The organism is Mucilaginibacter gracilis (assembly GCF_003633615.1).
Lineage (GTDB): Bacteria > Bacteroidota > Bacteroidia > Sphingobacteriales > Sphingobacteriaceae > Mucilaginibacter > Mucilaginibacter gracilis.
This window is the reverse complement of record NZ_RBKU01000001.1, coordinates 418,766-433,262: the sequence shown is the minus strand read 5'-3', so window position 1 is coordinate 433,262 and position 14,497 is coordinate 418,766. Positions and strand designations below refer to the sequence as shown.

The following is a 14,497-nucleotide window of genomic DNA, read 5'->3' as shown; positions in this document are numbered from 1 at the left end:
AATATAAAATAATTTATTTACTTTTGCATCCCGCTTTTAAGGCGGATAATTGTATATAAATCAGTAATATATGGCTAAACAAGCCTCGATTGAACAAGACGGTACAATAAAGGAAGCATTATCAAATGCAATGTTCAGGGTTGAATTAGAAAACGGCCATGAGATTATTGCACATATTTCTGGTAAAATGCGTATGCACTATATCAAAATATTACCTGGCGACAGAGTGAAACTTGAAATGAGCCCTTACGATTTAACAAAAGGAAGAATAACCTACAGATACAAATAAACAAAGAGATGAAAGTTAGAGCATCAATAAAAAAACGTAGCGCTGATTGCAAGATCATACGTCGCAAGGGGAAACTTTACGTTATTAACAAGAAGAACCCTAAGTACAAACAACGTCAGGGATAATTTAAATCGTAATGATCCGTACAACGGTGGCCCGCCGTTCGGTCTTACTTGAAAACAAATAATAAATATGGCAAGGATTGCAGGTATTGATTTACCAAAAAACAAACGCGGAGAAATCGGACTTACTTACATTTTTGGTGTAGGCCGTACCACAGCCCAAGGTATTTTAACCGAAGCTGGTATCGACTTTAATACTAAAGTACAAGACTGGACCGATGAGCAGTTAACCAACATTCGTGGTATCATCAACGAGCGCATTAAGGTAGAAGGTGCCTTACGTTCGGAAGTTCAATTGAACATCAAACGTTTAATGGATATTGGTTGCTACCGTGGTACCCGTCATCGTAAAGGTTTACCGTTACGTGGCCAGCGCACTAAAAACAACTCACGTACCCGTAAAGGTAAACGTAAGACTGTTGCTAACAAGAAAAAGGCTACCAAGTAATAATTGATGGATACGAGATGTGAGATATGATAAATATCTTTTGAGCATCCCGATCTGGAATAGAGAAGATAAAAACAAGGTAAGAGTGCCGGGTTGGAGCAATGGCTCACATCTCAAGTCTCGTATCTAACAATCTAAAAAAGAAAATGGCTAAGACTAAAAAAGTAACCAAAAAGCGTATTGTAATTGTTGAGCCAATTGGCGAGGCACACATTAACGCTACCTTCAATAATATCATCATTACCCTAACCAACAAAAACGGACAAGCCATTTCGTGGTCATCTGCCGGTAAAATGGGTTTTAAGGGTTCGAAGAAAAATACTCCTTATGCAGCCGGACAAGCGGCTTCTGATTGCGGCAAAACAGCTTATGATTTAGGCTTACGCAAGGTAGAAGTTTTTGTTAAAGGCCCGGGTTCTGGTCGTGAATCAGCTATCCGTACTTTGCAAACTGCAGGTATTGAAGTTACCACTATAAGGGACATCACTCCGCTGCCGCACAATGGCTGTCGTCCTTCTAAAAGAAGAAGAGTTTAATTAATCAAATCGTTTAAAGCTAAGATTCTACGGCTGCGGGCTGTTAGATACTTTAAAACAACACAACAATGGCAAGGTACACAGGTCCAAAATCCAAGATTGCGCGCCGTTTCAGAGAACCAATTTTCGGTCCTGATAAAGCGTTAGAAAGAAAAAACTATCCACCGGGAATGCACGGTGCCTCAAAAAGAAGAGGAAAACAATCTGAGTATTCAACTCAGTTGATGGAGAAACAAAAAGTAAAATACACTTATGGTGTATTGGAGAAACAATTTGAAAACCTGTTTCACCGCGCTTCATCTAAAGAAGGTATTACAGGCGAAAACTTGTTGAAGTTTTTAGAAGCCCGTTTAGATAACGCAGTTTACCGTTTAGGTATTGCTCCAACACGTTCTGGCGCACGCCAGCTTGTTGGCCACAAACACATCACTGTTAATGGCGAAGTAGTAAATATTGCTTCGTACGCTTTAAAAGCTGGCGACGTGATTGCTGTACGTGAGAAATCAAAAACAATGGAAGCAATTACAACTTCGGTTGCAGGAAGAAGGATTAATAAACATAGCTGGTTAGAATGGGATCCATCTAGCTTAACAGGTAAGTTTTTAAACTATCCGAACCGCGACGAAATTCCAGAAAACATTAAGGAAAACTTAATCGTCGAGTTGTACTCAAAATAATATAATGATACTTATCCGGAAAAATGATTAACTCAAAACAGTTAATCATTTTTCCGGTTTAATTCATCCAATTAGTAAACAAAAAACACAGGATATAAATGGCAATATTAGCATTTCAGAAACCAGATAAGGTTATCATGCAGAAATCAACTGATTTTGATGGTACGTTTGAATTTCGTCCGTTAGAGCCAGGATTCGGGATAACCATTGGTAATGCTTTACGTCGTATCTTACTTTCATCACTGGAAGGTTATGCGATCACTTCTGTTCGTTTTTCGGGGGTTAACCATGAGTTTTCGACCATTAAAGGTGTGGTTGAAGATGTTACCGAAATTATACTGAACTTAAAGCAAGTTCGTATGAAGAAAAGCGGTGAGTCTGGCGATTCTGAAAAGATATTTGTGATCATCAATGGTCAGGATACTTTCAGTGCCGGTGATATCACTAAGTTTTCAAACAACTTTACCGTTTTAAACCCGGATTTGGTTATTTGCAACATGGATTCGTCTGTTACTTTGGAGATTGAAATTACGGTTGCTAAAGGCCGTGGTTACGTTCCGAGTGAAGAGAATAAAAATCCTGATGCAATGGTTGGTGTTATCGCAATCGATTCGATTTACACACCCATTAAAAACGTAAAATACACTATCGAAAACTATCGCGTTGAGCAAAAAACCGATTATGAAAAATTGGTTTTAGATATTGCTACCGATGGTTCGGTTCATCCGGAAGATGCGTTAAAGGAAGCTGCCAAAATTTTGATACAGCACTTTATGCTTTTCAGCGATGAGAATATGATGCTTGAAGCGCAGGCTAAAGAAGAAACTAAAGAAGTTGACGAGGAAATTTTACACATGCGTAAAATACTTAAAACTGAATTAGTTGATTTGGATCTTTCGGTTCGTGCATTAAATTGCTTAAAAGCTGCCGATATACGCAGCCTGGCCGACCTGGTATCGTACGATGTTGCTGATATGTTGAAATTCAGAAACTTTGGTAAAAAATCATTAACTGAAATTCAGGACCTGGTTAAATCAAAAGGCTTATCTTTTGGTATGAACTTGTCGAAATTTAAGTTAGACGAAGAATAATAAAACAGTATCAAGTAGTTAGTATTGAGTAGCAAGTATTTGCGCATTTTGATACTAAGTACCTGATACTTAATAATAACAATAGAAATAAGCGAGCGCATAATTCCGAGGGTTGATTTATTTTATCCCCAACGGTATGTAACGTGAAAAAAATCAAAACACAATGAGACACGGAAGAAAAGTTAACCATTTAGGCAGAACCGACAGCCACAGAAAGGCAATGTTGGCAAACATGGCCTCATCGCTTATTCAATACAAGCGTATTACTACAACATTGGCAAAAGCAAAAGCATTACGTATTTATGTTGAGCCAATTTTAACAAAAGCTAAAAACGATACTACGCACTCTCGTCGTACTGTATTTAGTTATTTGCAAGACAAAGACATCGTTGCCGAATTATTCCGCGATGTTGCTGTTAAAATAGCCGATCGCCCAGGAGGTTATACCCGTATTGTTAAGTTAGAAAACCGTTTAGGTGATAACGCTTCGATGGCGATTATTGAACTGGTTGACTACAACACTGTATACACTAAGGGTGAAGTTAAAACTGAGAAGAAAGCAACACGCCGTCGTGGTGGATCTGGCAAAGCGAAAACTGCCGGTAGTGCTGATGTAACTGCTGCTGATGATGCAGTTGTTGTTGAAGATGCTCCAGTTGCAGAAGTAGCACCAGAAGAAACTGCTACCGAAGGAACAGAAGAAAAAGGCGCATAATTTATCCGCTTTAATGATAGAGAAGCCCTGCTCAGTTTGAGTGGGGCTTTTTTTGTGCTGTGATGTAACTTTTTTTTGAAAGTAAGCGTCATGTTAGTATATGGAAAAGATATTTACCCTTTTAATGCTTTTTATATTAAGCGGCACCATAGTACGCGCTCAAGATTCGCTCATGTTTTCTAAAAAACAGGTAGCCGATGATATTGCCTTTTTTATGAAAAGTGCTGCCGATATACACCCCAATCTTTATCATGATATTTCGGCGGAACAGTTGGTTGTTAAAGTAGATTCGCTAATAAAGGTACTGCCCGATTCGTTATCCGTTTTAAGGGCTTACAGGGCCTTTGCCGAGGTAACCGCTTTTATTAATGAGGGGCATACCGGCATTAATATGCCTAAGCAAATGAGGCAGCAATTAAAAGCCGGAACTTTTAAAACCGTTCCTTTACAAGTTACCGGTTATGACGGGAAATATTTTATAGCCAACCTGCTTGCGCCGGGGAATAGCCTGAAGGGAATTAAGATACTTGCGGTAAATGGCGAAGCCGCCGAGCATATATTTAAGCGGATAACGGCTTTAAAGGGTGGCTTGCAATCGTTTCGTAAGGTGTCGGCGGTTAATTCTTTTAGGCTTTACTTGCCTATTATTGGCATAACACAGCCATACCTTATTAATTATATTGGTGAGAATAATGTTAAGGGGATGGTTAGTGTTAATGCAATCAGCGAAAGCGAGTATAATACCAGCATAGCCAAACCAAACAACACGCAACCTTACACCTTTACTGTGAAAGATGATTTATATGGTTATCTCAACTTTAAATCGATGGTGAGCTACAACGGTTTTAAGCGTTTTTGTGATTCGGTTTTTGAAGTTTTGGATCATAAACATATTGATAAGCTGGTGGTTGATCTGCGCGAAAATGGAGGAGGAAATTCGCAATTGGGATGGTATTTATTGAATTACATTACCGATAAGCCATTTAGAATGGCCGGTGAAAGTGAACGGAAGGTGAGCCAGCAATTTAGAACTTATATTGAAGCCAACCGCGATATTTACGCAAGCCAGTATACTGACTTTTTAAAATTACCAAATGGCGCTTTTTTTAAAATAGGCAGCACTGAACTGGACAAGCCTATGGATTTGAAGTATAAATTTAAGGGTAAGGCTTGCTTTTTGATTGGCCCGTATACTTTTTCGAGTGCGAATATGCTTAGTGCTGCTATAAAGGATTTTAAACTGGCAACTCTAATTGGCGAGCCAACCGGTGAACCTGGGAATGACTATGGCGAACTATGCAATATTAACTTACCGCAAACAGGCCTTTCGGGCTTTACGTCTACAACCATGTGGGTGAGGCCCAATAATAACAAACTGGATACCCAGCCCATACTTCCGGATTATGCAGTTAGCAACACAGCACCGGGCAATACCGATGCTGTGTTGCTAACTGCTGTGAAATGGTTAAAAAACTAAGAGCGAGGCATATCAGATTATAGTAAAGATATTGTTAATAGACAGGGGATATCATACCCAACATTTACAAAATCCGTATCTTTGCAGCCATATTATAACTGACATGCTTAAAGGATTTTTTAATATACCAACTCCGGTAAACGAGCCCGTATTGAATTATGGGCCGCGCAGTGTTGAACGTGCGGCTTTAAAGGCTGCTTTGGAAGAAGGCCGCGCAAAACAAATAGATATACCTATGTATATTGGCGGCAAAGAGGTACGCACCGGCAAAACCGGAACTGTACGCCCTCCGCACGATCATCAACATGTATTGGCTACTTACCATATTGGCGATGCGAGCCATGTTAACGCAGCTATTGATGCGGCCCTGGCTGCTAAAGCAGGCTGGGAAGCCTTGGCTTGGGAAGAACGCGCTGCAATATTTTTAAAAGCTGCCGATTTACTTTCGGGCCCGTACCGGGCAAAAATAAATGCCGCTACCATGTTGGGCCAATCAAAAAACGCTTACCAGGCCGAGATCGATTCGGTTTGCGAGATGGTTGATTTTTTGCGGTTCAACGTAAGTTACATGGCCGAAATTTATGCCCAACAGCCGCCAATATCGCCAAAAGGTATATGGAACCGCGTTGAGCAACGCCCGCTTGAAGGTTTTGTATTTGCCATAACCCCTTTTAACTTTACGGCCATTGCCGGTAACCTGCCAACATCGGCAGCGATGATGGGTAATGTTGTGGTATGGAAACCTAATGATACACAGGTATATGCTGCCAACGTGCTGATGGAGGCTTTTATTGAAGCTGGCGTACCGGCAGGTGTTATAAACCTGATTTATGTTGACGGCCCTGTTGCAGGTGATATTATTTTTAGCCATCCGGATTTTGCGGGTATACACTTTACAGGATCGACCCCGGTTTTTCAGAATATATGGAAAACCATAGGTACCAATATTCATAAATACAAAACCTATCCGCGCATTGTTGGCGAAACCGGTGGTAAAGATTTTGTACTGGTTCATCCGAGTGCCAATGTTGATGTTGCCGTTACTGCTTTGGTGCGCGGTGCTTTTGAATACCAGGGACAAAAATGTTCGGCTGCTTCGAGGGCTTATCTGCCAAAATCGTTATGGCCTGCCATTAAAACGGGTATGCTGAATGAGCTTGCCGGGATAACTGTTGGCCCGGTTGAAAATTTTGAAAATTTTGTTAATGCGGTTATCGACGAGAAATCGTTTGATAAACTGGCCAAATATATTGACGCCGCTAACAGCGACAGCAGCGTTGAGGTTATTGCCGGCGGGACTTACGATAAAAGTAAGGGCTGGTTTATACAACCTACTGTAATTGTTACGCAGGACCCTCAGTATGTTACCATGCGCGAAGAGCTGTTTGGCCCGGTGTTAACTATTTATGTTTACAACGACGCCGAATTTGATGATATTTTAACTGTTATTGATAGCACATCGATATACGCTTTAACTGGCTGTATTATTTCGCAAGACAGATATGCTATTGCGCAGGCTACACATGCCTTGCGTAACGCTGCGGGGAATTTTTATGTGAACGACAAACCAACCGGAGCAGTTGTTGGGCAGCAGCCCTTTGGCGGTGCCAGAGGTTCGGGCACAAACGATAAAGCGGGTTCGATGATAAACTTGTTGCGCTGGGTATCGCCACGAACCATTAAAGAAACTTTTGACCCACCGAAGAGTTACAGGTATCCGTTTTTGGATAGGGAGGTGTAACCCCCCGGCCATTAAGTTAAGACATTTACCCAAGCATAGACTGGAAGAAGCTGGACTATTCCGTTTCTCTAAGTTTTCAAAAACTGAAATATCATATGAATATAATCGTGGAAGTAATTTCAGATTTAAATAACTCCATTATATCCTTAGCTATGCACATTATCTATCTTGCGATAATAAGTGATGGGGATAGTTAAAATTTAGCTAGGATGCCAATAATAATTAATACTATTTATAGAATGTTTAAACAGCCAACTTGCTATTTAAACATTCTATAAACAGTTGTTTCTTGTCAACGTGGAAAGCAATTGTCTGATATGTTTTTACTTTGCCATAAATAAAACATAATTCTGCGGGCTGGTGTAGCCTGACAACCACGTTGAAATCATTTAATAATTTAAGTGGAGATAATTGTTGAACGTATGGCTCACTATCATCCAGCTTGGTCAAAAGCTCGACAGATTGAATATTGATTAAGGGGACTTCTGTTTCTGCCAACAAACCATACCGCAACAGCAAAGAATTGGAGGTAATCTCTATTGGACGTTTTAAAAAAGCACGGGTCATACCCCATAATTGCACGCCTGCATATGCAGTAATAACTGTAAGTATCCAGGCAACCTTTGGACTCCATCTAACCAGCAACAGATGAAACGCCATAGTTTCAACAATGACCATGAAAATTAATACCCCAAAAAGCGCTATAGCACCTGTGTCTTTATGATAGCTAAATTTCTTATCATTATAAAGCATCTTTTTGTGATTAAAAAAAAGATAATAGATCACAGCGATTTCAGAAGTAACAACGTATGCGATTTTGTTCGGAATAATTGAAAAAGTAACCTTCTTTAGCTCATTGTAGAAATCTCCGGAGGAATCTGCTTTACTATCAAGATGTTTTAATGCCTTTCTTACTCTAATTACTAAGTAAGAGACACTTAATAACTCTACAATGGGAACAATCCAGTATTTTATATAACGCAGCAAAAACTGTTCACTGGTAGGAATGACGCGTCCTGCGCATAAAATTCCGATAGTGAATAATACGGATGAAACATATTTTGCCGCTCCGGATCGCCCACTTAGTAATAATGGGAGAAGGGGCAAAATGATGACCATATCAATCGTCATGCCCAAAGCCAATGGACTTCCATATCGATGGTATGCATTCGAAATAACAAAGACAATTAAAATACAAATAAACAGAGTTATAACGGCGATTGATGTCCACAGCGGAAAAGATATTCTTTTGATATACATGATATTCGTTTTGACGGCCCATGACGAAGGCCTTCATTAATTAGGTTCTGAATTTTTATAGAATCTTAGTAGAATTCCATTATAAAACGTCAAAATGGTAATCTGAGAATTATCATTAAACAATTATAGACAGAATACCTTCGCTGCAATTAGTTATTAAACATAAGGGTAAAAGTTTCACTATTAATAGCTATTTCCCTTATCATATTAAAAACTGTGGCAGTTCATCCATCTGCTAAGTTAAGTTTTAATTTACATATGACAATAATCCCGTCAGTTTTTTAATTGCTTTATTTGCTCCTTTTTGTACATAGTTTGAGCCAATACTGAAACAACTCTGAATGTCTGATATATTTAAAGTTATTCTTCGAAAACTAAAAACTGTGGTATGAATGCAAATTCAGAGATCATTTCAGATTTAAAAAACTTTATTAGATTGTCGGCTACAGAACCCGATTTAAAAGAACTTTTCACCGTATCAAAGAATGACTTTTCACGAAATCGCAAACTTGGTTTTGAACGACTGGTATTAATGCTAATCAATTTTTTCCGAAAAAGTTACAGCATCGAAATCGCTGAATTTTATCGTTTGATAAACAGTGAAGAAAGTAAAGTCACCAAATCAGCTTTTTGCCAGCAGCGAATGAAAATCAAAGACCTGTTTTTTGCTTGCCTTAACGAGATATTAGTGGAAAGTTTTTACAGGAATTATGCCGATCATATTAAGCGGTGGAATGGATTTAGGCTTATAGCGATAGACGGCTCTACAGCCTGCTTAATCAACACAGAAAATGTTACAATATCCCCCCTTCGTCAATTTTGAATGATTGAGGGATTGAATGTGGAATTTTGAATGATTGAGGGATTGAATGTGAAATATTGAATGATTGAGGGATTGAGTGTGGAATAAAAGTATATTTGGCGACTGATGAGTTGAACTGTGTAAAAGCCAATAATTCGATAAAGCACAAATTTAAATCTTACTTTATCCCCCCCCCCCCCCCTTGTCTGAATCAGAATTTATAGAATTTGAGGATTAATAGAATTTATAAACTCAATTAGTGATGGTATTGAGGTGTTTATCAATTTTAATTTGGGTTTACTTAAATTTGAAAACTTTATCTATGTTTTGGTTACTGTTAAAGCTTACGTTTAAATCGTTAATGTAGCCGGTGCTTAGGGTGTAAACCCAGCCGTGTACGCTTAGGTTTTTACCGTTTTTCCAGGCGTTTTGTACTATTGATGTTGCGGTTAGGTTGTTTACGTTTTCGATAACGTTTAGTTCAACAAGGCGGTCGGCTTTTTGCTGGTTGTCTGTTATGGCATCAAGTTCGGCGGCATACAGGCGGTAAACGTCTTTAATGTGGCGCAGCCAGTTATCTACTAAGCCGTTTTGGTCGTTGCCCAGGGCCGCAATAACGCCCCCACAACCGTAGTGGCCGCAAACTATAACGTGTTTTACTTCGAGGATGTTAACGGCATAATCAAGTACCGATAGCATGTTCATATCCGAGTGTACCACTACGTTGGCAATGTTACGGTGCACAAATATTTCGCCGGGCTTAGTATTGGTTATTTGGTTTGCCGGTACGCGGCTATCGGCACAACCAATCCACAGTACAGGAGGTTTTTGTCCGTTGGCTAGTTTGTCAAAATAAGTAGGATCAAGCTTGAGTGTATTGGCTACAAATGTTTTATTACCCTCCAATAGCATTTCGTAGGTGATATGGCTGGTGTCGTTTATTTCGGTAGTGCTCATAGTTTATGGTATTTTAAGGCAGATTATTCTGTTTTTGTAGCGGTAGTAAATTTGCGGCTCAATTTATAAAAAGCAAAATCCCAAATGTCATAAAGCAAAATGGTGAGCAAAATGAGCGGGATAAAGTAAAATACGGTAAAATTGTACATTTCGAAAAGAAATGCGCCCGCAATGGCACCTGCAAAATAAAATGCCAATACCGTTAGGCGCACGTATATGCGGTTTTTTAATACATGGGTTTTAGCCGTATGCGGGTGCAGCAGTTCGGCCATATCGGCACCTACATCGGTAAACAAACCTGTTAAGTGCGACGATTTAATGAGCCCGCCGGATATGGTAGAAACAAGGCTATTTTGTAAACCCATTGAAAATAGCACTGCGCCGATGATAAACTTGCGCTCTATATCGGCACCGTTAAAAAAATGATTGCCGTAAACTGCTACCAGTAAAAGGGTAAACATTTCCATTAAAATAGGGAAGGCGTGGGCCTTATAGCGGTTGGTGCGCTCGAACGAACGAACCAGGAAGTGCGACACAAAAGTACCTGCAAAAAACATAAGCAACCAAATGAAAACGGTGACAAACTCGTTGATATCCTGATCGCTTACCTGCCGGGCAAGTAAAGCAACGTGGCCCGTAATATTTGTGGTATAGGCTAAAAAGGCTATTGCCCCGCACACATTGGTAATACCCGCAACAAAAGCTGTTGACGAGGCCAGCATGAGGTTTGATTTTAGGGAGCGCTTATCTTTAACCTGTCGTAACATTGATGGGGGAGGGTTGGCTTACTGTTCTAAGTTAAAAATAAAAGTTTAACAATTTAAGTTGTTGTTTAATGGCATGTAACCACTTAGGTTAATACTTTGAGCTAAGTGGCAAACCAACACTCAAAGATAATTCATATTTTTAACCACTAACATTTAATAAACTAAGAGAAGTGGATAAAAAACTGGATACCCTACGGAAAAAGAAAGAACAGGCGCAGTTAGGCGGCGGCCAGGCGCGCATTGATAGTCAGCATAAAAAAGGGAAGCTAACGGCACGCGAGCGTTTGCACTTTTTATTGGATGAGGGATCTTTTGAAGAAATAGGAATGTTGGTGTCGCACCGATCAACCGATTTTGGGATGGAGAAAGAGAAATATCCGGGCGATGGTGTTGTTACCGGATATGGTAATGTAAACGGACGCCTGGTTTATGTTTTTTCGCAGGATTTTACCGTTTTTGGCGGTTCGCTATCAGAAACCCACGCCGAAAAGATATGCAAGATAATGGACCTGGCCATGAAAAACGGCGCACCTGTTATTGGCCTTAACGATTCGGGCGGTGCGCGCATTCAGGAGGGCGTAGTATCGCTGGGTGGTTATGCCGATATATTTTACCGCAACACCATGGCATCTGGCGTGGTGCCGCAGCTTTCGGCCATTATGGGCCCATGTGCGGGTGGCGCGGTTTATTCGCCGGCTATAACCGATTTTATATTGATGGTTGAAAACACATCGTACATGTTTGTTACCGGCCCCAATGTGGTTAAAACCGTAACGCACGAGATAGTAACATCCGAAGAGTTGGGTGGCGCAAACACACATGCCAGCAAATCGGGCGTAACGCATTTTGCCTGCGCAAACGAGATAGAGGCCATTAACCATGTTAAGCAATTGCTGAGTTATATGCCTCAAAATTGTGAGCAAACTGCACCGATGCTGCCTTATGATGCAGGCGATGAGTTGCGCCCCAAATTGGCCAGCCTGCTGCCGCAAAATATAGCGCAACCTTATGATATGCGCGAGGTTTTGGAGGAGGTGATTGACGAAGGATCGTTTTTAGAGGTACATAAAGATTTTGCCGAAAACATTGTTGTAGGCTTTGCCCGTTTAGCTGGCAGGAGCATTGGTATTGTGGCCAATCAGCCCGCGTTTTTGGCGGGTGTGCTTGATATTAATTCGTCTGTTAAGGGTGCAAGGTTTATCCGCTTTTGCGATAGCTTTAATATACCGCTGCTGGTTTTTGAGGATGTGCCCGGCTTTTTACCCGGTACCGACCAGGAGTGGAAAGGCATTATCACTAACGGCGCTAAATTACTATATGCCTTTTGCGAAGCCACCGTGCCGCGCATTACCGTTATTACCCGCAAGGCTTATGGCGGCGCTTATGATGTAATGAACTCCAAACATATTGGTGCCGATATGAACTTTGCCTGGCCCAGCGCCGAGATTGCCGTTATGGGTGCCAAAGGCGCAGCAGAGATTATATTTAAGCGCGAAATAAGTACCGCACCAGACCCTGAAGCCAAATGGAAAGAGATGGAACAACTATACTCGGACACGTTTGCCAACCCCTACCGCGCCGCCGAACGTGGCTTTATTGACGAGGTAATTGAACCAGCTGATACCCGTATTAAACTAATAAAGGCTTTTAAAATGCTGGAAAACAAAGTGGTGAATTTGCCGAGGAAAAAGCATGGTAATATGCCGTTGTGATAATTCAAAAGTTAAAAATCAAAAGTATTTTGAATTAGTAGATTGAATGAACGGTAGGCGGCGTTATATTATTTTTGTCTTGATATTTGCAATAGGATGTGTTGTAGCATTTCTGTTTGAAAATAGTTATTTCATTTTTGTAAGAAGTCTTTACACTTATTTTTCTAACGGTAAACTTCGTTTTATCGAAAACGGAGAATTTTATTTTCCAACTTATTCTTTCGTATTTTCTTTTGGGTTGTTTTGCAGTTTGGTAGCTTCCAAAATTCGACGGCCTTTAAATGTGATTGTTTTGATTAGGCTTATTGCTTCGGTATTTGCATTTTGTATGGCTATAGTTGAGTTTAGCAATATTGAAAGTGTGGGGGTGTTAATGATGTGTGATCTATGTAATGGTGGGCCAATGAGGTTTGATTATCGTGATATTAGCATCGACAATATATTTATTATAGCTCTTGTTTTTGCCTACTTACCTTTCATATTGTTTAATAAGTATACCATAAAAAGTCAAAAAGAATATTCATAGTCAAGTCCTTTTTAATTTTGATTTTTAACTTTTGAATTTAAAAATGCTTCATATCGAACAAATAACTCCCCAGCTAACGTGGCGACTGCGCCATGAGGTTTTGTATCCCGATATTCCCATTTATAAAATGTGGATGGATGAAGACGATGATGGCTATCATTTTGGAGCGTTTACCGAAAGCGAATTAGTGGCCGTGGTGTCCCTTTTCTCTAAAGGATCGGATTTTCAGTTTCGCAAATTTGCTGTGCATCCTTCGGTACAAGGGCGGGGGATGGGGAAGGCTTTGTTGAATTATGTGATAGCTTTTGCCAAAGCCGAGGGTGCGCAAAGGTTATGGTGCAACGCACGTTTGCCGGCTATTGGGTTTTATTTAAAATCGGGCTTTAAGCAAACCGGCGAAACATTCTCCAAAAATGGCTTTGATTACGAGATAATGGAACTGATGCTTAATTAGTAACATCCAGGGCATTCAGTTCAGCACGTGCATACCAGTTATCATTTCTATTTAACGATAAGGTAGCCATATCGCGCGCAGCGGCTGTATTGCCCATAGCCTCGTAAACTACCGATAGGTTGTAGGCTGCTTTGCTTGCCAGCCTGGTATTTTTATCATTAATCATCGGCTTTAAAATACTGTCGGCCCGTTCAAAATACCTGGCCTGTATTGCAAGCACCGCGTTTTCCAGCTCGTCGTTTTTATACAAGGGCCTCTGTATGATAGATGTATATTGCGAAAAGTATTGTAACATGTTGCCTGTAGCATCAATGGCCGAATTATCAACAGCTATGCTGTTGTTTTTTATACTTGGGCCAAAGGCAACCGCCGCAAAAGTATTGGTTACCAACATATCGGCCTCGTGATGGCTTGATGAACCGCTTAATTTGCTGATAACGCCGCCCTCGTTATTAAAAAAAGTATAGTCAACAGCAGTATTAATATTGTATTGAGCGTTTTTTAGCTTGTCTTTACCATAATCATCTATTTTGTCCAGTTCAAAATTGGCTGTTAAATAGTTGAGTGCTAAAATATATTGTGCATGATGCTTGTTTAATAGCATGGGTATGCTATCGGCGGTTATGTTATTTGGTTCGGTTAAGTTGATTATTTCAACCTGAGAAAATTGCTTTAACCTGTCTACAACACAATTTAACGATGCGTAAGCCGCATTTCGCAGTACGTTTAGTTTTTTTGTGTTTTTGATACCTGTTTGGCTTGCATCGTATAGGTTGATTACCAATACTTTAGCCGGAGAGTTTTTAAAGGTAAACTTAGGCAAATGGGTAATGTATAGATCAACATAAGACGGTGTTGAACACGAAGAGAGAAATACAATGATTAAGGCAAACTGCCAAAGCTTTTTCATTTTTATATCAAGG

General features: G+C 40.2%; 17 protein-coding genes. 13 read left to right on the top strand and 4 right to left on the bottom strand.

Annotated elements, in window-relative coordinates; genetic code table 11:
• The first annotated feature begins 70 nt into the window (after positions 1-70).
• The 9 genes from infA (at position 71) to pruA (ending at position 7,096) form a co-directional block, all read left to right on the top strand.
• Complete coding sequence (infA, locus tag BDD43_RS01755; RefSeq protein WP_008506260.1) at positions 71-289, top strand: translation initiation factor IF-1; 219 nt, start codon at positions 71-73, stop codon at positions 287-289.
• A gap of 8 nt (positions 290-297) precedes the next feature.
• On the top strand, positions 298-414 hold the full coding sequence (gene rpmJ, locus BDD43_RS01750; RefSeq protein ID WP_008506259.1) for a 50S ribosomal protein L36: 117 nt from the start codon (positions 298-300) through the stop codon (positions 412-414).
• 67 nt (positions 415-481) lie between these two features.
• A complete protein-coding gene (gene rpsM, locus BDD43_RS01745) occupies positions 482-859 on the top strand; it encodes a 30S ribosomal protein S13 (RefSeq protein WP_121195989.1) in 378 nt (125 codons plus the stop codon).
• Between the two features lie 146 nt (positions 860-1,005).
• Positions 1,006-1,395 carry a 30S ribosomal protein S11 gene (gene rpsK, locus BDD43_RS01740; protein ID WP_121195988.1) on the top strand — a complete coding sequence of 130 codons (390 nt, stop codon included), beginning with the start codon at positions 1,006-1,008 and terminating at the stop codon, positions 1,393-1,395.
• Positions 1,396-1,463: 68 nt separating this feature from the next.
• On the top strand, positions 1,464-2,072 hold the full coding sequence (gene rpsD, locus BDD43_RS01735; protein ID WP_121195986.1) for a 30S ribosomal protein S4: 609 nt from the start codon (positions 1,464-1,466) through the stop codon (positions 2,070-2,072).
• A gap of 98 nt (positions 2,073-2,170) precedes the next feature.
• Positions 2,171-3,163 (top strand): DNA-directed RNA polymerase subunit alpha, encoded by a 993-nt coding sequence (locus BDD43_RS01730; protein WP_121195985.1) that lies wholly within the window; start codon positions 2,171-2,173, stop codon positions 3,161-3,163.
• 163 nt (positions 3,164-3,326) lie between these two features.
• On the top strand, positions 3,327-3,878 hold the full coding sequence (gene rplQ / locus BDD43_RS01725) for a 50S ribosomal protein L17 (RefSeq protein WP_121195983.1): 552 nt from the start codon (positions 3,327-3,329) through the stop codon (positions 3,876-3,878).
• A 100-nt stretch (positions 3,879-3,978) separates the two neighbouring features.
• A complete protein-coding gene (locus BDD43_RS01720) occupies positions 3,979-5,355 on the top strand; it encodes a S41 family peptidase (protein ID WP_121195982.1) in 1,377 nt (458 codons plus the stop codon).
• A 103-nt stretch (positions 5,356-5,458) separates the two neighbouring features.
• Positions 5,459-7,096 (top strand): L-glutamate gamma-semialdehyde dehydrogenase, encoded by a 1,638-nt coding sequence (pruA, locus tag BDD43_RS01715; RefSeq protein WP_121195980.1) that lies wholly within the window; start codon positions 5,459-5,461, stop codon positions 7,094-7,096.
• A gap of 243 nt (positions 7,097-7,339) precedes the next feature.
• Here pruA and BDD43_RS01710 read toward each other — a convergent pair whose 3' ends face one another.
• The gene (locus BDD43_RS01710) at positions 7,340-8,356 is read right to left on the bottom strand and encodes a hypothetical protein (RefSeq protein ID WP_147425544.1); all 1,017 of its coding nucleotides are present in this window, start codon (positions 8,354-8,356) and stop codon (positions 7,340-7,342) included.
• A 388-nt stretch (positions 8,357-8,744) separates the two neighbouring features.
• Here BDD43_RS01710 and BDD43_RS01700 point away from each other — a divergent pair, with 388 nt between their 5' ends.
• Positions 8,745-9,179 (top strand): hypothetical protein, encoded by a 435-nt coding sequence (locus BDD43_RS01700; protein ID WP_121195974.1) that lies wholly within the window; start codon positions 8,745-8,747, stop codon positions 9,177-9,179.
• 276 nt (positions 9,180-9,455) lie between these two features.
• Here BDD43_RS01700 and BDD43_RS01695 read toward each other — a convergent pair whose 3' ends face one another.
• Positions 9,456-10,115, bottom strand: a complete 660-nt coding sequence (locus tag BDD43_RS01695) for a carbonic anhydrase (RefSeq protein ID WP_121195973.1) — start codon at positions 10,113-10,115, stop codon at positions 9,456-9,458.
• Between the two features lie 23 nt (positions 10,116-10,138).
• On the bottom strand, positions 10,139-10,882 hold the full coding sequence (locus tag BDD43_RS01690) for a YoaK family protein (protein ID WP_121195971.1): 744 nt from the start codon (positions 10,880-10,882) through the stop codon (positions 10,139-10,141).
• A gap of 170 nt (positions 10,883-11,052) precedes the next feature.
• Here BDD43_RS01690 and BDD43_RS01685 point away from each other — a divergent pair, with 170 nt between their 5' ends.
• From BDD43_RS01685 to BDD43_RS01675, 3 genes are read left to right on the top strand one after another with little or no spacing between them, the layout of a single operon-like run.
• Positions 11,053-12,594 carry an acyl-CoA carboxylase subunit beta gene (locus tag BDD43_RS01685; RefSeq protein ID WP_121195969.1) on the top strand — a complete coding sequence of 514 codons (1,542 nt, stop codon included), beginning with the start codon at positions 11,053-11,055 and terminating at the stop codon, positions 12,592-12,594.
• 46 nt (positions 12,595-12,640) lie between these two features.
• Complete coding sequence (locus BDD43_RS01680) at positions 12,641-13,120, top strand: hypothetical protein (RefSeq protein ID WP_121195968.1); 480 nt, start codon at positions 12,641-12,643, stop codon at positions 13,118-13,120.
• A gap of 43 nt (positions 13,121-13,163) precedes the next feature.
• A complete protein-coding gene (locus BDD43_RS01675) occupies positions 13,164-13,574 on the top strand; it encodes a GNAT family N-acetyltransferase (RefSeq protein ID WP_121195964.1) in 411 nt (136 codons plus the stop codon).
• Here BDD43_RS01675 and BDD43_RS01670 read toward each other — a convergent pair.
• The gene (locus BDD43_RS01670) at positions 13,567-14,484 is read right to left on the bottom strand and encodes a DUF6340 family protein (protein WP_121195962.1); all 918 of its coding nucleotides are present in this window, start codon (positions 14,482-14,484) and stop codon (positions 13,567-13,569) included. The two genes, BDD43_RS01675 and BDD43_RS01670, sit on opposite strands and share 8 nt — an antisense overlap.
• Between the last annotated feature and the right edge of the window lie 13 nt (positions 14,485-14,497).

Bases quoted from the DNA above. Each gene is read 5' to 3' on its own strand.
- rpsK (WP_121195988.1), top strand. From the start codon at position 1,006: ATGGCTAAGACTAAAAAAGTAACCAAAAAGCGTATTGTAATTGTTGAG.
- rplQ (WP_121195983.1), top strand. From the start codon at position 3,327: ATGAGACACGGAAGAAAAGTTAACCATTTAGGCAGAACCGACAGCCAC.
- pruA (WP_121195980.1), top strand. From the start codon at position 5,459: ATGCTTAAAGGATTTTTTAATATACCAACTCCGGTAAACGAGCCCGTA.
- BDD43_RS01710 (WP_147425544.1), bottom strand. From the start codon at position 8,356: ATGTATATCAAAAGAATATCTTTTCCGCTGTGGACATCAATCGCCGTT.
- BDD43_RS01680 (WP_121195968.1), top strand. From the start codon at position 12,641: ATGAACGGTAGGCGGCGTTATATTATTTTTGTCTTGATATTTGCAATA.
- BDD43_RS01730 (WP_121195985.1), top strand. From the start codon at position 2,171: ATGGCAATATTAGCATTTCAGAAACCAGATAAGGTTATCATGCAGAAA.
- BDD43_RS01720 (WP_121195982.1), top strand. From the start codon at position 3,979: ATGGAAAAGATATTTACCCTTTTAATGCTTTTTATATTAAGCGGCACC.
- rpsM (WP_121195989.1), top strand. From the start codon at position 482: ATGGCAAGGATTGCAGGTATTGATTTACCAAAAAACAAACGCGGAGAA.
- infA (WP_008506260.1), top strand. From the start codon at position 71: ATGGCTAAACAAGCCTCGATTGAACAAGACGGTACAATAAAGGAAGCA.
- BDD43_RS01700 (WP_121195974.1), top strand. From the start codon at position 8,745: ATGAATGCAAATTCAGAGATCATTTCAGATTTAAAAAACTTTATTAGA.
- rpmJ (WP_008506259.1), top strand. From the start codon at position 298: ATGAAAGTTAGAGCATCAATAAAAAAACGTAGCGCTGATTGCAAGATC.
- rpsD (WP_121195986.1), top strand. From the start codon at position 1,464: ATGGCAAGGTACACAGGTCCAAAATCCAAGATTGCGCGCCGTTTCAGA.
- BDD43_RS01695 (WP_121195973.1), bottom strand. From the start codon at position 10,115: ATGAGCACTACCGAAATAAACGACACCAGCCATATCACCTACGAAATG.
- BDD43_RS01690 (WP_121195971.1), bottom strand. From the start codon at position 10,882: ATGTTACGACAGGTTAAAGATAAGCGCTCCCTAAAATCAAACCTCATG.
- BDD43_RS01670 (WP_121195962.1), bottom strand. From the start codon at position 14,484: ATGAAAAAGCTTTGGCAGTTTGCCTTAATCATTGTATTTCTCTCTTCG.
- BDD43_RS01675 (WP_121195964.1), top strand. From the start codon at position 13,164: ATGCTTCATATCGAACAAATAACTCCCCAGCTAACGTGGCGACTGCGC.